Source organism: Sphingomonas sp. BLHR8 (assembly GCF_056821725.1).
In genome coordinates, this window is record NZ_JBPDIM010000002.1 from 165,603 (window position 1) to 182,752 (window position 17,150).

Consider the following 17,150-nt stretch of genomic DNA (forward strand, 5'->3'; position numbering starts at 1 on the left):
CGTTGACTATGCACGCCGCGTCAAGTCGTTCCTTGACCCGGGTCAAACCGCGAGCTTAGCGAGGCCGGTCATGCCCGCAACCCGCCCATGCCACCGCCTTGCCGCGCTCGCCCTGCTCGCGTCGATGCCGATGGCGCTTAGCGGCTGCGTTGCGGCCGCGATCCCGCCGATCATCGCCGGCGCCGCCATCGGCAAGCGCGCGCTCCCGGAGCGCGAAGCCGGGCCGCGCGCCCGGTCGGCCGCCACGACACCGGTCCGCGAGAGCGGCGGCGTACCGGTCGCGCCTTCCGCCAACGACATCCCGCCGGTGGAGGCCGCGCCGAGGGCGGAAGAGCCGGTCGCAGAGCGTAGCGCCAGCGGACCGATCGACGCGGAAAGCTTCGCGCGCGAGGTGGCGCTGAAGCTTGCGGCGCGGCGCGGCGGGCAGGTGGAGGCGTCGGCGGTCATCGACCGCTCGGCGGCGGGTGGCTTTGCGCCGTGCGGGGACAAGCCGGCGGCGGTGGTCATCGACCTCGACGATGGCCAGGGCGTGCCGCGCGTGCCCGCCAGCGCCAGCTTCGTGCGCGCGATCGACGCACTGCGCGGGATGGAGGCGAAACCGCTGTTCTTCACCGCCAGCCGCGATTCGCGCCGCACCGACGCGCTGCTCACCGACCTGCAGGTGAGCGGGCTGGGGTCGGGCTCGCGCTGGGACGAGCTGTGGATCCCCGGCGGCTACGCCGGTCGTACCCGCGCCGACCTGTTCGCCACCGCCGCGCGCCACCATTGCGTCATGGCCATCGCCGGCGACCGGGTGGCGGATTTCGCGCCCGGCGGTGACGAGCGTGCGCTGCCGTCGAACCGCGATGCGCAGATGGGGCGACGCTGGTTTCTCCTGAGCGAGCTCGGCGCGGGCTGAAGCGTCAGGCCTCCGCGCTCTCGCGCAACACGGCCTCACCGCGCGCCAGCTGGCGTTTGAGATCGGCCTTGAGCGCGGCAGGGTCGCGGGCGATCAGGAAGCCGAAACTTACCCCGCCTTCCTTGCTGGCGGTGGCGTGGTGCAGCTTGTGCGCCTGCACCAGCCGCTTGGCGTAGCCCGACTTCGGCACCCAGCGGAAATAGCGTTGATGCACCAGCCCGTCGTGCGCGAGCGTATAGAGGATGCCGTAGCCAAGGATGCCGAGCGCGATCCAGGTCGCCGGCGGCCAAGCGCGGCTCCCCAGCACCCATTCGCTGCCCCACACGAACATCGCGATGCTCATTGCCGCGCCGACAACGGCGTAGAGGTCGTTCTTTTCAAACACCCCGTCGTGGCGTTCGTGATGGTCACGATGCCAGCCCCAGCCCCAGCCGTGCATGATATATTTGTGGCTCGCCCAGGCGACGCCCTCCATCACGGCGATGGTGGCGACGATGACGAGCGCGGGGAGGAGAAGGCTGCTCACGCGCGCGAATATAGGCGCGCGCGGGGAGCGGGGGAAGCGGGTTGGTGGGCGGTGCGGGGCGGCGGCCGTTACCACCGCGGCAGAGCCTCCTAACGCCGTCGTGCGGCGGTGCGGGCGATTTCCGTCAGTTCGGCGCGCAGCGTCAGCTCGGCGAGGCGGCTGTCGGCTTTCATCGCATGTTCGGTATCGAGCACTCGCTCGACCAGCCGGGCCAGCGACGCCGCGTCCCAGCGACCGATCTGGCGTTCGAGCCCGCGTTTCATCGCCGGGGGCAGGCGGATGTCGCGCACCGCGCGTTCGGGGTCGGCGCCGCGCTCGACCGCCACGCGCGCCTCCGCCAACAGCATCGCGCGTCGCCCGAGCGCGCGCAGCAGGCCGATGCCGAGCTCCCCCGTCGCGTCGGCGGCGGCGAGCGCGGCGGGGAGGCGCTTGACCTCACCGCCCATCACCGCGTCGACCAGCGCATCCCCCGCCGCGCCGGGCGTCTCCGCACCGATCGCCTCCCAGTCGGCGAGCGTCACCTCGCCGCCGTCGCCGAGATACAGCGCCACTTTCTCGAGCTCGCGCGCCATCACGTCGCGGTCGCCGCGGCTCGCCGCGATCAACGCCTGCGCGACGCCGGAGCCGAGTCGCACGCCGCAGTCGCGCGCCACATCGTCGAGCGCGCGGCGGGCGTTGCCGCCTTCGGGCACGAAGCTGATGATCGCCAGCGCTGCCGGATGCGCGTCGGCGAGCTTCACCAGTGCCGATTTGGCGGTCAGCCCGCCGCCCACGACCATCACCGGATGCTCCGCCGCGGGCAGTTCGAGGAGCGCGGTCGCCGCCGCCACCAGATCATCGCCCCCGCCAGAGGTGAGGTGCACGCGGATCCAGCGCGGGCCGCCGCCGAACAGCGACAGCGCGGCTGCCTCGTCGCCAAGTCGCGCCGGGTCGTCCTTGAGCTGCGCCGGCGACAGGTCGACGCACTCCGCCCCGTCGCCGAGCGCGGCGACGCGCGTCGCCATGAGCTTGCGAGACCCCGCTTCGTCGGGGCCGGCGAAGACATAGAGCCGCACCTTGGGGTCGGGGCGGGTCAGCTGATCCTTGAGCTCGTAGGATTTGAGCGCCACGCCGCGCCTCAGCGGGCCGGTGTGGCCGCGGCGTAGGCGGCGACGCGCGCCACCACCTGTCCGGCGAGCACCTCCGCCAGCCGTTCGAGCGCCGTGCGTTCGGCAGCGATGGTGGCATATTCGCTGCCGACCACGTCGATGCCCGCGTCCGACCCGCTTGTCGCATCGAGCAACGTTTCGCCGGTCGCCGCGTCGACCAGTTGGTAGCGCGCGCGCAGCGTGCGGCGTTCACGGCTGACCGTGTCGTCGAGCCGGACGCCGAAGCCGGTGATGCGGTCGTCGAGCCGCACGACGAGGCGATATTGCGCGCCGCTGTCGCGCACCCCCGCCCCCGCCGCGGCGAGCCGCTGGCGCAGCGCATCGCGCACGATCCACCCGGATTCGCCCTCGATCGGATCGACCGAAATGCTCCGCAGCGTCGACGCGATCCGCCCGCCCGTGCCGCCCGCATAAAGCGGCGTCAGCCCGCACCCACCCAGCGGCAGCGCGGGGATCGCGAAAGCAAGGACGAGGGCGAAACGGCGGGTCACAGGACGATGTTCACCAGGCGGCCGGGGACAGCGATGACCCGCTGCGGCACCTTGCCCTCGAGCAGGCGCTGCACCTTCTCCGACGCAAGCGCCGCCGCTTCCATCGCTGCCTTGTCGGCGTCGCGCGGGAGGGCAATCGTGTCCCTGAGCTTGCCCATCACCTGCACCGCGATCGTCACCTGATCGTCGACCAGCAGCGCGGGGTCGTAAGTTGGCCAAAAAGCGTCGGCGATCAGCCCTTCGCCGCCGAGCAGTTCCCACCCGGCTTCAGCAAGGTGCGGCGCCATCGGCGCGACCAGCGGCAGCATCGCGCGCACCGCAGCGGCCTTGGCCGGGCCGTCGGGCGCCTTCTCGACGCGATTGGCGAGGTCGTGGAGGCGGGCGATCGCCTTGTTGAACGACAACGCCTCGATGTCCTCGGCGACGCCATGGGTGGCGCGCGCGATGGCCTTGGCGAGATCGACGTCGGCAATGTCGGTCGCGCCGGGGTGCGCCGCTGCGCCCTCGATCAGCCGCCACAGCCGCCGCATGAAGCGGCCTGCGCCCTCGATTCCCGCCTCCGACCAGACGAGGTCGCGTTCGGGGGGCGAATCGCTCAGCACGAACCAGCGCACCGCGTCGGCGCCATAGCGGGTGATGATCGCGTCCGGGTCGACGACATTCTTCTTCGACTTGGACATTTTGACGACGCGGCCGACCTCGACCGGGGCGCCGGTTTCGCGATGCGTCGCGCTGCTGCCGGTCCGCTCGACTTCCTCGGGCGACAGCCACAGCGGCAGCGCATCGGGGCTCTCCCGCAGCGCGTAGGTCTCGTGGGTGACCATCCCCTGCGTGAACAGCTGGCGGAACGGCTCCTTGAGCTCGATCCGGCCGACGCGGGCGAGCGCGCGGGTCCAGAAGCGCGCGTAGAGGAGGTGGAGGATCGCATGCTCCACCCCGCCGATATATTGATCGACGGGCAGCCAACGCGCGATTTCCGCCGGGTCGAACGGCTTGTCCGCGGGCTGGCTGGCAAAGCGCAGGAAATACCAGGACGAATCGACGAAGGTGTCGAGCGTGTCGGTCTCGCGACTCGCGGCCGCGCCGCATGTCGGGCAATCGACGTCGCGCCAGGTCGGATGGCGGTCGAGCGGGTTGCCCGGGCGGTCGAAACTGACGTCCTCGGGCAGCACCACGGGCAGCGATTCGCGCGGCACCGGCACGATGCCGCAGCGTTCGCAGCGGATCATCGGGATCGGCGTGCCCCAATAACGCTGGCGCGAAACGCCCCAGTCGCGCAGCCGCCAGACGGTGCGCCCTTCGCCCCAGCCCTCGGCCTCCGCCTTGGCGATGACCGCGGCCTTGGCGCCGTCGATGCTCATCCCGTCGAGGAAGCGCGAGTTGACGATGACGCCCCCGCCGGTGAACGCCTCGTCCCCGTCGAAGCGGGCGGCGGTCTCGTCACCATCGGCGACCACGCGCACCACCGGCAGTTCGTAGGCGCGCGCGAAATCGAGGTCGCGCTGGTCGTGCGCCGGGCAGCCAAAGATCGCGCCGGTGCCGTAATCCATCAGCACATAGTTGACGACCCAGACCGGCAGATGATGGTCGGGGTCGAGCGGATGCTGAACGGTGAGGCCGGTATCGAACCCGCGCTTCTCCGCCGTATCGAGCTCCGCCTGCGCGGTCCCCATCGCGCGGCATTCGGCGATGAAGTCGGCGAGCCGCGGCGAGTTCGCCGCCATCGCCTCGGCAATCGGATGATCGGGCGCCACCGCGACGAAGCTTGCGCCGAACAGCGTGTCGGGGCGCGTCGTGAACACCGCCACGCCATCCTCGCCCGCAATCGGCGCCGAGCCGGCGGGGAAGGCGAAGCGGAATTCGAGTCCCTGGCTCTTGCCGATCCAGTTTTCCTGCATCAGCCGCACCTTGTCCGGCCAATGCTCGAGGCTACCCAGCCCCTCCAGCAGCTCGTCGGCGAAATCGGTGATCTTGAGGAACCACTGGCTGAGCTTGCGCCGCTCGACCGGCGCGCCCGAGCGCCAGCCCTTGCCATCGATCACCTGCTCGTTGGCGAGCACGGTCATGTCGACGGGGTCCCAGTTGACGTAGCTTTCGCGCCGCGTGACCAGCCCCGCCTCATAGAGGTCGAGGAACAGCGCCTGTTCGTGCCCGTAATATTCAGGCTCGCAGGTGGCGAACTCGCGGCTCCAGTCGATCGCGAGACCGAGCCGTTTGAGCTGCGCGCGCATCGCCGCGATATTGTCGCGGGTCCAGCCGCCGGGGTGAACGCCCTTTTCCATCGCCGCGTTTTCGGCGGGCATGCCGAACGCGTCCCAGCCCATCGGGTGCAGCACCGCGTGGCCGCTCGCCGCCTTGTAGCGCGCGAGCACGTCGCCCATCGCATAGTTGCGGACGTGGCCGACGTGGATGCGCCCCGATGGGTAGGGGAACATCTCGAGGATATAGGCCTTGGGCCGGTCGGGGTGGCGGTCGGCGTTGAAGCAGTCCGCTGCGGCCCACTTGGCCTGCGCCGCGGCGTCGATGCGCGCGGGGTCGAAGCCGGACGCGGCGTGGCTGGCGCCGCCGTCCGCGCTCATGTCAGCGCTGGTCATGGCGGAGGGGCTCCCGCGTCAGCGACCGGTGCCGGCGACGCGACGCAGGTCGCGCGCCTTGGTGAGGATGATCTCCTCCACCCGCTGCACCGTCGCCGCGGCGAGCGGGGCATCGACCCACGCGCCATTCTGCGCCACCTGCCGCGCCCCCGACACGCGCAGCGCATCCGCGCGCAAATCGCGGTCGAGGATGGCGACGGTCAGCTTGACGCGCTCGCCCGGGTTGGCGGGGTTGGCATACCAGTCGGTGACGATCACGCCGCCGTTGGCATCGGCCTGCACCAACGGCGCAAACGACAGCGCATCGAGGCTCGCGCGCCAGAGATAGGCGTTGACGCCGATCGTGGTCACCTGGCTCGCGGCGAGGTCGGCGCGCGACGGGCCGCGGCGTCCGGCGCAACCGGGCAGGACGGCCAGCGAAACCGCGGCGAGCGTGAGCGAAAGGGCCGGGATCGGACGGGTCATGGACATCCTCGAAAAATCGGCGATCAGTTCAATCGAAGCGCCGCTTTAGGAGCGAGTGAGGAGGCGGGCAAGCCGACGCGAAACCGCCATGCGCGCTATCGTCTGCGCGTCGCGGCGACCGCTGCCGATGCAAGCGCGCAACAGTGGCGGGCTAAACGACTCTGGCACGCTGGAAAAAGGGGTCGAAAGCGCGATATGACGTGCATCGAAATTCGGAGTCGGAGCGTTCCCGCCGCATGATTTCTGCCCGTGCCTGGACCTTGATGGGTGCGACCGCCCTGACGGCCGCGGCGCTGGTGGTCGTGCCGGCCGCCGCTGCCGGCGCCAGCGCGCGCGATTCGATCAGCCGGGACGCGGCCATCGCAGCGCTCGCCGGGCGCTTCACGCCGGCCAAGGGCGAGCCGGCCCTGCTCGCGCGCTATGCCGCCATCTCCAACGAAGCGCGGCGCAGTTTCAGCTTCACGCCGGCGCTGTCGCGCGTTCCCAATCGCGAAGTGACGCTGGTCAGCCGCGCCATCCCGATGCGGTCGGCGGCAAGCACGATGCCCGCCGTCGCCGCGACCGCGCGCGTTACCGCCCCGTCCTCCCCGGCGATCAACATCGCGCCGGTCAGCTATCGTCTCGGCAGCGCGGTCGGCTTCACCCGCTTCACCGCGCCGGACATCGACCGCACGACCAACGTCGACATCGCGACCCTGCCGCAGGTGCGCCGCCCGGTCGATCCGACGCAGCGCCCGTCGCGCTTCGGTGGCGATCTCGACGTGACGCAGCCCGCCGCAACGCGCTCGCGGCCCGGTCGCACGCTCGACGCCGAGCGCCCCGTCGAGGTGGACGTCACCGGCAGCTATCGCCTGACGCGCAACATCGACCTTACCGCCGGGGTCCGTCTGCGGCGCGAGGATGAGCGGCTGGCGCCGATTACCGACACCCGCCAGGACAGCCAGGCGGTGTTCGTGGGGACGCAGTTCCGCTTCTGACACCAGCGCACGGGTGGCGCCGCGCCGTCATTGCTCCGGCCAATCGGCGCTCGCCCGCTATTCGTAGCTGACGTTGATGCGGATGTTGCCGCGAAACGCGCCTTCGACCCCCGGTTCGATACGCAGTCGGCCGCCTAGCGCGAAATCGAGCCGCCCGTCCGAGCCGAGTCGCGTCACCAGCGGCACCGATGAAGCGAGCTCGCTCACTTCCGCCTCGCGTCCGCTGGGGGATCGCAGCGCGATGCGTTCGGGGAGTTCGATGCGGACGATCCGCCCCGGCGTTCCGCTGACCGCCACCCGCGCGGTGAAGCCCCCCGCTCCGATCGGGCGCACGTCGCCCTCCACCGTGCCGCCGCCGTCTGCGCGCAGGTGCAGCGCCCCGCCGCGCCCCGCCGCCAGCACGCGGGCAAAGTCGAGGTCGGTGACTATGTCGATCCGCAGCGGCTGCTCGCGCCGCTCTTCGCGCGCGTCTCCATCGCCCCCCGCCCGCGGCGCCGCGCAGAGCAGGCACGTGTTCGCCTGTGCCTCGGCACGACCGCCGAGCAACACGAGCAGGAGGGCGAAGAGCGCGCGGTAAGCCACGCTCCCGCCTTAACCCGTCATGGTAAATCGCGCGTTAGCGTTCGCCGGCCTCGTCCGTTTCGTCGGCATCGTGCGCCAGATCCTGCGCGACGTGCGGCGCGCGCAGCAGCGTGTCGATATGCCCGGCCTCATCGAAACTTTCGTCGACGAGGAATTTGAGCTTGGCCGCATATTTCTGCCGCACGCGGTGCGCGACCTCGCGTTGGAGGAAGGCGGTGTTTTGCCTCAGCGCGGTCAGTACCTCGCCCTCGTCGCGGCCGAGCAGCGATTTGACGAACACCGTTGCGTGGCGGAGGTCGGGCGACATGCGCACTTCGGTCACGCTCACCGGGTGGCTGGCGAGCACCGGGTCGTGCACCTCGCCGCGCTGCAACAGTTCGGCGAGCACGTGGCGCACCTGTTCGCCCACGCGCAGCAGCCGCACCGACGGGCCTTCATTCTTGTGCCTGTTCAATCGTCTTCGCCCGTCCAGTGGATCAGCAGATGATGCGCGATGGCCATCGGCGGCGGGGCGATGAAGCGCGCGGTTGCCTCCCCCGCCAGCGCCGCCCGCACATCGTCGCGCGTCACCCACATAGCATGTTCGAGCTCGGTCGTGTCGATGGTCAGCTCGCGCGCGTCCACCTCGGCCATGCAGGCGATCATCAGTTGCGAGGGGAAGGGCCAGGGCTGGCTCGCGACGTAACGCACGCTGCTGGCGCGCACCCCCGCTTCTTCGAACAGCTCGCGCGCGACCGCGTCCTCGATCGATTCGCCCGGCTCGACGTATCCGGCGAGCGCCGAATAACGCCCGCGCGGCCAGCCCGGCTGGCGCCCGACCAGCACCGCATCGCCATGCTGCGCGAGCATGATCACCACCGGGTCGGTGCGGGGGAAATGCTGCGCCGCGCAGGCCGTGCAGTCACGCTGCCAGCCGCCCTTCGCGAGCTGCGTCGGCCCGCCGCACATGGCGCAGTGACGGTGCCGCGCGTGCCAGTCGACCAGGCTGCGCGCGGTGGCGTAGGTCGCGGCCTGACCGGGGGCGAGCGCGGCGAGCGTGGTCATTGCCATGCGCGATCGCGCATCGACCGGCACCCCCGCGGGCGGCACCGCGACGAAGCGCGGCTTGCCATCCTCCAGCCCTAGAAAGATGAGCTCGGCGCCGGGCTCGGCCTCCGCCAGCGACCCCCACGCGAGCGCGCCGAAGCCGTCGTCGACCGGATCGAGGAAGTGTTCGAGCCGCAGCAGCCGCGCCGACAGCGACGCCATCGCCTCGTCCAATCGCGCAGGGTCGGTGCGCCACGGGTCTGCGCGGTCGATGCGCGACCCGGTCAGCGCGGCGGGCGGAGCCATGACGCTCAGCGGCGCGCCGCAGCGGCCGGCGTCGCGACCGGGCGTCCGGCGAGGTCGGCGAGCAGCATCTCCGGCGCGCGGCGCTGGAAATCATAGGCTTCGGCGGGGAGATAGTTGGCGTAGGCGCCGAACCGCAGCCCGCGGTTGGGATCGACAAAGGCGATCGTTCCCGCCGCGCCGGCCCAGCCGAACACGCCCGCCCCCTCCGGCGCGCCCGCCCGGCTGACGCGTCCGCCCGCGCCAAAGCCTTGCCCCGCAACGAAGGTCGCGCGCGTGTCGGTGCCTTCGGCCAGCAGGTCGGACATGGCCAGCCGCGCGGTACGGTCGCTGAGGATGCGCGTGCGACCGATTGCGCCGTGCCCCGCCAGCATCATCAGGAAACGGTCATAGTCGCGTGCGCTCGACACCAGCCCCGCCCCGCCAAAGGGGAAGGACGGCGCGTCCGAATAGATACTGTCGCTCGCCGGATCGACCGGCATCAGCACGCCGCCGAGCGGGGCATAGGCGGTGACGAATCGCGCACGGTCAGCGGGCGCGACGCGGAACGACGTGCTGCGCATGCCCAGTGGGCCAAAGATTTCGTCGGCGAGGAAGCGGTCGAACGCGCGCCCGCTCACCACCTCGATCACCCGCCCGAGCAGGTCGAGCGAGGCGGAATAGCTCCACCGCGTGCCGGGCTGCGCCAGCAGCGGCAGCTTCGCGACCTCATCCGCCCAGCGCGCCAGCGGGCCGATGGTGCGGATATTGGGCCGCCCCGGCAGGCTGAGCTTCGACACCTGCGCCGGCACGAGCCCACGCTCCTGCCAGGCGCGATCGATCGGCCGCGCGCCCGCAATGCCGTAGCCAAGCCCGGCGGTGTGGGTGAGGAGATGGCGCACCGTGATCGGCCGAGCCAGCGGGACCGTCCGGTCGAGCGGCGCATCCGCGCTCGCCAGCACGCGCATGTCGCGAAACGCCGGCAGGACGTCCGCGATCGGCGTGTCCAGAGTGAGCCGCCCGCGGTCGATCAACATCATCGCAGCGATGCCGGTAACCGGCTTCGTCATCGAATACAGCCGCCACAGCGTGTCGCCATCGACGGCCACGCGGCTGTCCATCGCGGCGCGCCCGTGCGCGAGGATGCGCGGCGGCGCGACCCCTGCGCCGATGCTCGCGACGACGCCCGGCAAGCGGTTGGAGCGCACGAACTGCGCCAGAAATTGATCGAGGTTGGGGAAGCTCGCCGGCAGCGGCAGCGCTTGCGATGCGCGCGGCGCTTCGGTCATCGCCGCCGCGCAGCCGGGCAGCAGGCCGACCGCGCCGCCCGCCAGCGCCATCTGCAGGAAACGGCGGCGATCGGCGATGAGTGCTGCGTCAGGCATCGGGGGAATCTCCATGGCGCAGGGCGAGCGCCACCGCCCGGCGATAGAGCGTCGGCAGCCCGGCCGCGTCAAGCTCCGCGAGCGGCCACCACACCCCCTCGCCCGGCGGCGGCGCGTCCACCCCGACGATGTGGAGGTCGAGCGCGATGTGCGTGAACAGATGCGTCACCACCCCCAGCGGCCGCGCTTCGGCAGGGAGCGCCGGCATCGTCGCCTCCCACCCGCTCCCCGGCAGCGCGCGCATGCCGCCGAGCAAGCCCTTCTCCGGACGCGTGACCAGCCACAGCGCATCGTCCCGCAATGCCACCGCGGCCCAGCCGGTCAGCACGCGACGGGGGCGCTTGGCGGGCTTCACCGGCAGCTGTTCGGCCACGCCCAGCGCGGCGGCGCGGCAGCCGGGCCGCAGCGGGCAGAGGAGGCAACGGGGGCCACGCACGGTGCAGATCTGCGAGCCCACGTCCATCAGCGCCTGCGCCACGTCGCCGCCCCGTGCCGCCGGCCACCAGCGCGCATAGCCTTCGCGGATGACGCGCATCGCGCCGGGCATCGGCTCCGCGATCACGTCGAGCCGCGCGCCGACGCGGGCGAGGTTGGCGTCGAGCGGGATCGCTCCCGGCGCCTCGAAGGCGATCGCCGCGATCGCCGCTGCGGTGTAGTCGCCCAAGCCCGGCAGCGCGCGCAGGCTCGCATAGTCCTGCGGGAATGCGCCGCCATGTTCCGCCACCACCGCCCGCGCGCAGGCGATGAGGTTGCGCGCCCGCGCATAATAGCCGAGCCCCGCCCATTCGGAGAGCACGTCGGCCTCGTCCGCCGCGGCGAGATCGGCGAGCGTCGGCCAGCGCGCCAGGAACCGCTCGAAGCGCGGCCGCACCGCCGCGACCGTCGTCTGCTGCAGCATCACCTCCGACAGCCACACGGCGTAGGGGTCGGGATGCGCGCCCCCGCCGGGTGCGGCGCGCCAGGGCAGCGCGCGGGCATGCGCGTCATACCAGTCGAGCAGCGCCTGCGCGCGGTCGAACGCCGCGGCGTCGGAGTCATGAAGCGGCTCGACGGCCATCGCCGCGCTATGGCATGGGAGCCGCCGTGCGCAAGCTCGATACGCCTCCCCCCGCGACCCCGCGCCGCCGCGCCCCGCGCAAGCGCGCCGATGCGGCCGCGGCGCCCCCGCCCGAACGCCCGCGCGGCGGCGAGGCGCGCGCGATCGTCGACCTGCTTCCCGCGGTCAGCGGCACCGCCTTTCGCAAGTTCGGCTTCGTCCAGAGCGCGCTCGTCACCCGCTGGGACGAGATCGTCGGCGCCCGCCTCGCCCGCGTCACCCGCCCGCAATCGCTGCGCTTCCCGGTGGGGGAGAAGCGCGACGGTACGCTGACGCTGGCGGTGATGGGGGCGCACGGCCCGATGGTCCAGCATCTCCTCCCCGACATCGTCGATCGGGCCAACCGCTTTTTCGGCTATGCCGCCGTCGCGCGGGTCAAGATCGTCGCCGCAGCGCACCTCCCCGCCGGGGCCGCCCCGCAGCGCGCCGCGCCGCCCGCGCCCCGCACCACCGCCGCTCCGGCGCCGAGCGCGCCCAAGCCCGAACTTTCGCGCATCGCCGACCCCGAACTGCGCGCCGTGCTGGAGGCGTTGGGGGCGAGCCTTGCCAAGCGCGCCGACGTACCTAAAATCCGCTGACGATGAGCAAGCTGTCCTCCTCCATCCTCTACGCCGCAGCGGCAGCGCTCGGGTCGAGCGCACCCGCCGCGGCGCAGGCCCCCGCCAGCGCGCCGACCGCGAGCGCGCCGTCGCTGCCCGCGCACCTCCCCGGCCACCGGCAGGGCCGTGCGGAGGCGCCGGTCACGCTGACCGAATATGTCAGCTACACCTGCGGGCACTGCCAGATGTTCGCGCGCGAAACGTCGCCGCTCATCAAATCGGGCTATGTGACGCCCGGTCGCGTCGCGGTCGAGGTGCAGCATGTGGTGCGCGATCCGGTCGATTTCGCGATGGTCATCGCCACCAACTGCGGCCCGCCGACCGGCTTTGCCGCACGCCACGAAGCGATGATGGGGGAGGCGCCGGCGGTGCTCACCCGCCTGCGCGCGCTGCCCGCGGCGACGCTCGAGGCCTGGCGCGCGACGCCGGCCGAAGCGCGGCTGAAGCGCATCGCCGACGACACCGGCATCACCGCCTGGCTGCGCGCGCGGGGGACACCCCCGGCGGCGATCGAGCGCTGCTATGCCGACCGCGCCTTTCAGGAACGCGTCGTCGCGCTGTCGGCGGCGACCGCGGACGCGGGCGTCACCTCGACGCCGATGTTTGCGATCAATCGCAGCGTCCTTCCCGGCGTGCATGACTGGAGCGCGTTGCGCCCAGCGCTCGACCGCACGCTCGCCGCGCCCGAACGTCGCCGCTGACGCCACGCATTTTCCATCGAAAGGTTATCTGTGAACCGCACCGCCGCCACCCTCTCGCTCATCGCCGCCACCTTCGCGCTGACCGCGTGCAAGGAGGGGGCGAGCAACACGACGACAACCAGCACCACCACCGCAAACGTCAACGGCGGCGCGGCGGCTGCGCCCGCAGGTAATGCGCTGTCGTCGCGTGTGACGGCGACTCGCGACGGGTTCCTGATTGGCGATCCCAACGCGCGACTAAAGGTGGTGGAATTTGCGTCGCCGACGTGCAGCCACTGCGCGGAGTTCTCGATGCAGGGCTCGGAGCCGTTTAAGCGCGAATTCATCGACACCGGCAAGGCCAGTTGGGAAATTCGGCCGTTCGCGCTGAACGGCCCGGACATGCTGATCGCTACCGTCGTCGACTGCGTGGGTCCGCAACGCGGCGTGGCACTGCTCGAGAACATCTTTGCCTCGCAAGGGGAGCTGATCGAGGGGCTGCAGGCGGGCGGAGCCAATGCGCAGGCGGCGATGGCCCGGCCCGAGGGCGAGCGGATGGCGGCGCTCGCCAGTGCGCTCGGCATCGACCGATTCTTTGCGGCACGCGGCATCCCGGCGCAGCAAGTCAACCAGTGCCTCAGCGATCAGGCCAAGGTCGAACGCTGGCAGGAAGCGACCAGCCGCGGTGCCCAGCAGTATCAGATTCAGGGTACGCCGACGTTCGTCCTCGACGGCGAGACGCTGCAAGGCGTCGGCACCTGGGACAAGCTGCGCGAGGCGCTCGTCGCCGCGTCGAGCTGACCGTCGCGACGGCGGGCGCATAGCGGGCGGGGCGGGCGTCGATGCGGATCGAACGCCTGCGCCTAGCGGGCTTCAAGAGCTTCGTCGAACCCGTCGAGCTGCTGATCGAACCGGGGTTGACCGGCATCGTCGGCCCCAACGGCTGCGGCAAATCCAACCTCACCGAAGCGCTGCGCTGGGTGATGGGGGAGGGGAGCGCCAAGTCGCTGCGCGGCGGCGGCATGGACGATGTCATCTTCGCCGGTACCGACCGCCGCCCGGCGCGCGACTTCGCCGAAGTGACGCTGTCGGGCGATAGCGAAGGCGCGCGCATTCCCGGCACCGACGACATCGGCGCGCTGGAGGTCGTCCGCCGGATCGGGCGCGGCGCGGGGAGCGCCTATCGCCTCAACGGTCGCGACGTGCGCGCGCGCGACGTGGCGCTGCTGTTCGCGGACGCCGCCACCGGCGCGCACAGCCCGGCGATGGTCGGCCAGGGCCGCGTCGCCGCCATCGTCAACGCCAAGCCCGCCGAACGCCGCGCGCTGCTCGAGGAAGCGGCGGGCATCGCCGGGCTGCACGTCCGCCGGCGCGAGGCGGAGATCAAGCTGCGCGCCACCGCCGCCAACCTCGATCGTCTGCGTGAGGTGGCGGGCGATCTCGACCGTCGTGCGCAGGCGCTGCGGCGTCAGGCGCGCGCCGCCGAACGCTACCGCACGCTCTCCAACGCGATCCGGCAGGCGGAGGCGGTGATGCTCTACGCCCGCTGGCGCGACGCCGCGGTTGAAGCGGACGCGACTCAGGCGACCGCCCGCGACGCCGAGGCCCGGGTGACGGAGACACAGGCGACGCTCGAAGCCGCAGTCGCTGCGCAGGGTGAGGCGGCGGGCGACAGCGCGGCGGCGCGCGACCGGCTGGCAACGCTCCGCGCCGAGGAGCAGGGTCATGCATTGGCGCTCACCCGGCTGCGCAGCGAGCGCGAGGCGCTGGCGCGGCAGCTCGACGCACTGACGGCGGAGGCGGGGCGCATCGCTGCCGAACGCGCCGCGGAAGATGCGTTGACGCAGGAGGCCGCGAGCGCGCTCGCGCGGCTCGATCCCGCCATCGCGCAGGAGGAACGCGCGCTGGCCGATCATCGCACCGCGCTCGCCCCGGCGCAGGCGGCGGTGCAGACGAGCGTGGAGGCGCAGCGGGCGGCGGAGCTGCGGCTTGCCGAGGCGCGCGCCGCCGCGGCGCAGATCGACGCCGACCAGCGCATTGCCGACGCTGCAATCGCCGCCGCCCGCACCGAGCACGACCGCATCGCCCGCGAACGCGCGTCGCTCGCCGATACGCTTGCGGCGCTGCCCGACCCGGCGCGGGTCGCAGTCGAAGCGCGGGGGGCCCGCGATGCGCTCGAAGCCGCGCAGCGTGACGCGACCGATTGCGAAGCTGCGCTGCAACAGGCGGATGCGGCGGCCGACGCGGCGGCACTCGTTCATGCGGAGGCGGCTCAGTCCGAAGCCGCAATCCGCGCGACGCTCGCCGCGCTGGAGGCTGAGGCGCAGACGCTGGCGCAGGCGGATCGCGGCCCCGCACGCGCCGCGCCGCCGATCAGCGCCGCGCTGCGCGTCGACGCGGGCTATGAGCGTGCGCTGGCGGCGGCGCTCGGTTCCGATCTCGACACGCCGGCCGCGGCGGGGGAGGGCGATGGCTGGCACGGCGCCGCGCCCCGCCCGGGTGACCCCGCGCTCCCGCCCGGCGCCACCCCGCTCGCCAACCATGCGCGCGGGGCGAAGGCGCTGGCGCGACGGCTGGCACAGATCGGACTGGTCGACCGCCACGACGATACCCCGCTCGCGCCGGGGCAGATGCTCGTCACCCGCCATGGGCGCGTGCGGCGATGGGACGGGCTGGTGCGCGGGGCGGGCAGCGCCGCCGCCGCAACCGCCGCCGCGCTGCAACGCGCACGGCGCCGCGATGAACTCGGCGGCGAGGTGGAACGCGTACGCCGCGACCGCGATGCTGCCAGGCAGACGCTCGGCGAAACGCGCGCGAGTGAACAGGCGGCGCAGGATGCGCGTCGCCTCGCGCGCGCGGCGATGGCAGGCGCGGGCGATACGCTGCGCGCCGCGCAACGCGCGCTCGATCGCGCGGAGGGGGAGGCCGAGCGGGCAGACGCGCGGCGCCGCGACGATGCCGCACGGCTCGACGCCCTGACACAGCGCGCGGCACAGGCCGAAGCGGCGCTGGCCGAGGCGGAGCAGGCGCGCGCTGCGCTCGCGCCGGCGGACGATGCCCGCGCGGCGCTCTACGACGCCGAGCGCGCGGCCGAAGCGGCGCGCGGCGACGCGGTCCGCGCCCACGATGCGCTTGCGGCGGTTGAGCGCGAGGGCGCGGCGGCGCGCGAACGACTCGCCACCGCGAAGGCAGAGAGGAGCGGCTGGCAATCCCGCGCGGGGGAGGCCGCGCGCCGGCTCGCAGCGGCTGCGGCGCGCTCCAGCGCCATCGCCGACGAACGCGCCCAGCTAGCCGAGCGCCCGATCGCACTCGACACCGCCATCGCCCAAGCCGAGGGCGCGGGCGGCACGACCGCTGCGGCGTTGGCGGAGGCCATCGCCGCCGAACGCGATGCCGCCGCTCGGCTCGCCGCCGCGGACCGCGCGCGTGAGCAGGCGGGGGAAGCGATGTCGGCAGCCCGCGAGGCGCGCGCGGGCGCGGTCGCGCGCGCGGAAGCGGCGGAGGCGCGGCGCATCGAAACCTCGCGCATTGCCGGCGAACGGTTCCAGGCACCGCCACCACTGCTCCCGACCAAGTTCGCGTTCGAGGAGGCCCGCGTCGGCACCGCGGCGGAGGCATCGGCGGCGCACGACCGCCTGCTTGGCGAGCGCGAGCGGCTCGGCCCCGTCAACCTGATCGCCGCGGCCGAGCTTGAGGAGGTTGTCGCCGAACACGCCCGGCTGGTGAGCGAGGTCGACGAGCTCGACACCGCGGTCGCCAAGCTGCGCGGTTCGATCGGCCATCTCAACCGCGAGGGGCGCGCGCGGCTGTTGAGCGCGTTCGAAGAGGTCGACCGCCACTTCCGCGCGCTGTTCGCGCGATTGTTCGAGGGCGGCGCCGCGCATCTCGCGCTCACCGAAAGCGACGATCCGCTCGAGGCGGGGCTGGAGATCATGGCGCAGCCGCCAGGCAAGAAGCTCGCGTCGTTGAGCCTGTTGTCGGGGGGCGAACAGGCATTGACCGCGCTGGCGCTGGTGTTCGCGCTGTTCCTCACCGCGCCGGCACCGATCTGCGTGCTGGACGAGGTCGACGCCCCGCTCGACGACGCCAATGTCGAACGCTTCTGCGACCTCCTCGACGCGATGAGCGCGGAGACCGCGACCCGCTACCTTATCGTCACCCACAACGCGGTGACGATGAGCCGCATGCACCGCCTGTTCGGCGTCACCATGATCGAGCGCGGGGTCAGCCGGCTGGTGTCGGTCGACCTGCAAACCGCGGAGAGTTACGCGGCGGCGTAGGGCCGCACTCCCGACCGCTCATTTCGTCACCCTGAACTTGTTCAGGGTCCATGCGGCGCGTGCCACCTCTAGATGCTGCAACGAGTTCAGTATAACCGGGAGGGGGACGAGGACCGGACGG

Annotated in this window: 16 protein-coding genes; 6 read left to right on the forward strand and 10 right to left on the reverse strand. The window is 72.3% G+C overall.

Translation table 11 applies throughout. The features are described 5' to 3' along the window. Positions 1–70 precede the first annotated feature (70 nt). Entirely contained in the window at positions 71–898 is an 828-nt protein-coding gene (locus ACRYJK_RS10805; RefSeq protein WP_482667593.1) for a hypothetical protein, read from the forward strand. A 4-nt stretch (positions 899–902) separates the two neighbouring features. On the opposite strand, the gene ACRYJK_RS10810 is transcribed toward ACRYJK_RS10805, so the two are convergent. The 5 genes from ACRYJK_RS10810 to ACRYJK_RS10830 form a co-directional block, all read right to left on the reverse strand. Next, a complete protein-coding gene (locus tag ACRYJK_RS10810) occupies positions 903–1,424 on the reverse strand; it encodes a sterol desaturase family protein (protein ID WP_482667594.1) in 522 nt (173 codons plus the stop codon). 89 nt (positions 1,425–1,513) lie between these two features. Next, positions 1,514–2,533: a DNA polymerase III subunit delta gene (holA, locus tag ACRYJK_RS10815; RefSeq protein WP_482667595.1), complete on the reverse strand. Its 1,020-nt coding sequence runs from the start codon at positions 2,531–2,533 to the stop codon at positions 1,514–1,516. Between the two features lie 8 nt (positions 2,534–2,541). Beyond that, entirely contained in the window at positions 2,542–3,063 is a 522-nt protein-coding gene (lptE, locus tag ACRYJK_RS10820; protein ID WP_482667596.1) for an LPS assembly lipoprotein LptE, read from the reverse strand. Next, positions 3,060–5,657: a leucine--tRNA ligase gene (leuS, locus tag ACRYJK_RS10825; protein ID WP_482667597.1), complete on the reverse strand. Its 2,598-nt coding sequence runs from the start codon at positions 5,655–5,657 to the stop codon at positions 3,060–3,062. The genes lptE and leuS overlap by 4 nt, the downstream gene beginning before the upstream one ends. An 18-nt stretch (positions 5,658–5,675) precedes the next feature. After that, a complete protein-coding gene (locus ACRYJK_RS10830; RefSeq protein ID WP_482667598.1) occupies positions 5,676–6,122 on the reverse strand; it encodes a DUF3576 domain-containing protein in 447 nt (148 codons plus the stop codon). Positions 6,123–6,385: 263 nt separating this feature from the next. Between ACRYJK_RS10830 and ACRYJK_RS10835 the strand changes: the two genes are divergently transcribed. Further along, complete coding sequence (locus tag ACRYJK_RS10835; RefSeq protein ID WP_482667599.1) at positions 6,386–7,099, forward strand: hypothetical protein; 714 nt, start codon at positions 6,386–6,388, stop codon at positions 7,097–7,099. A gap of 57 nt (positions 7,100–7,156) precedes the next feature. Here the strand turns inward: ACRYJK_RS10835 and ACRYJK_RS10840 are convergent, their stop codons facing one another. The 5 genes from ACRYJK_RS10840 to ACRYJK_RS10860 are packed head-to-tail and all read right to left on the reverse strand — an operon-like array spanning position 7,157 to position 11,431. Further along, a complete protein-coding gene (locus tag ACRYJK_RS10840) occupies positions 7,157–7,681 on the reverse strand; it encodes a DUF4402 domain-containing protein (protein WP_482667600.1) in 525 nt (174 codons plus the stop codon). Positions 7,682–7,715: 34 nt separating this feature from the next. Beyond that, entirely contained in the window at positions 7,716–8,135 is a 420-nt protein-coding gene (rbfA, locus tag ACRYJK_RS10845) for a 30S ribosome-binding factor RbfA (protein ID WP_482667601.1), read from the reverse strand. After that, positions 8,132–9,013 carry an NAD(+) diphosphatase gene (gene nudC, locus ACRYJK_RS10850; RefSeq protein ID WP_482667602.1) on the reverse strand — a complete coding sequence of 294 codons (882 nt, stop codon included), beginning with the start codon at positions 9,011–9,013 and terminating at the stop codon, positions 8,132–8,134. Before nudC ends, rbfA begins: the two co-directional genes overlap by 4 nt. Before the next feature lie 5 nt (positions 9,014–9,018). Next, positions 9,019–10,374, reverse strand: coding sequence for a serine hydrolase domain-containing protein (locus ACRYJK_RS10855; protein WP_482667603.1), 1,356 nt, complete (start codon positions 10,372–10,374; stop codon positions 9,019–9,021). Next, the gene (locus tag ACRYJK_RS10860; RefSeq protein WP_482667604.1) at positions 10,367–11,431 is read right to left on the reverse strand and encodes an A/G-specific adenine glycosylase; all 1,065 of its coding nucleotides are present in this window, start codon (positions 11,429–11,431) and stop codon (positions 10,367–10,369) included. The genes ACRYJK_RS10855 and ACRYJK_RS10860 overlap by 8 nt, the downstream gene beginning before the upstream one ends. A gap of 26 nt (positions 11,432–11,457) precedes the next feature. Between ACRYJK_RS10860 and ACRYJK_RS10865 the strand changes: the two genes are divergently transcribed. Genes ACRYJK_RS10865 through ACRYJK_RS10880 form a run of 4 tightly spaced genes read left to right on the forward strand, consistent with a single transcriptional unit; the run spans position 11,458 to position 17,029 of the window. Beyond that, the gene (locus ACRYJK_RS10865) at positions 11,458–12,048 is read left to right on the forward strand and encodes a DUF721 domain-containing protein (protein WP_482667605.1); all 591 of its coding nucleotides are present in this window, start codon (positions 11,458–11,460) and stop codon (positions 12,046–12,048) included. A gap of 2 nt (positions 12,049–12,050) precedes the next feature. Further along, positions 12,051–12,770: a DsbA family protein gene (locus ACRYJK_RS10870; RefSeq protein WP_482667606.1), complete on the forward strand. Its 720-nt coding sequence runs from the start codon at positions 12,051–12,053 to the stop codon at positions 12,768–12,770. A gap of 30 nt (positions 12,771–12,800) precedes the next feature. Further along, the gene (locus ACRYJK_RS10875; RefSeq protein ID WP_482667607.1) at positions 12,801–13,550 is read left to right on the forward strand and encodes a thioredoxin domain-containing protein; all 750 of its coding nucleotides are present in this window, start codon (positions 12,801–12,803) and stop codon (positions 13,548–13,550) included. Positions 13,551–13,591: 41 nt separating this feature from the next. Beyond that, positions 13,592–17,029, forward strand: a complete 3,438-nt coding sequence (locus ACRYJK_RS10880) for a chromosome segregation SMC family protein (protein WP_482667608.1) — start codon at positions 13,592–13,594, stop codon at positions 17,027–17,029. Positions 17,030–17,150 lie beyond the last annotated feature (121 nt).

Excerpts from the sequence above, each read along its gene's own strand:
- ACRYJK_RS10880 (WP_482667608.1), top strand. The coding sequence starts at position 13,592 with ATGCGGATCGAACGCCTGCGCCTAGCGGGCTTCAAGAGCTTCGTCGAA.
- ACRYJK_RS10835 (WP_482667599.1), top strand. The coding sequence starts at position 6,386 with ATGGGTGCGACCGCCCTGACGGCCGCGGCGCTGGTGGTCGTGCCGGCC.
- leuS (WP_482667597.1), bottom strand. The coding sequence starts at position 5,657 with ATGACCAGCGCTGACATGAGCGCGGACGGCGGCGCCAGCCACGCCGCG.
- ACRYJK_RS10855 (WP_482667603.1), bottom strand. The coding sequence starts at position 10,374 with ATGCCTGACGCAGCACTCATCGCCGATCGCCGCCGTTTCCTGCAGATG.
- ACRYJK_RS10830 (WP_482667598.1), bottom strand. The coding sequence starts at position 6,122 with ATGACCCGTCCGATCCCGGCCCTTTCGCTCACGCTCGCCGCGGTTTCG.
- nudC (WP_482667602.1), bottom strand. The coding sequence starts at position 9,013 with ATGGCTCCGCCCGCCGCGCTGACCGGGTCGCGCATCGACCGCGCAGAC.
- ACRYJK_RS10860 (WP_482667604.1), bottom strand. The coding sequence starts at position 11,431 with ATGGCCGTCGAGCCGCTTCATGACTCCGACGCCGCGGCGTTCGACCGC.
- ACRYJK_RS10870 (WP_482667606.1), top strand. The coding sequence starts at position 12,051 with ATGAGCAAGCTGTCCTCCTCCATCCTCTACGCCGCAGCGGCAGCGCTC.
- ACRYJK_RS10805 (WP_482667593.1), top strand. The coding sequence starts at position 71 with ATGCCCGCAACCCGCCCATGCCACCGCCTTGCCGCGCTCGCCCTGCTC.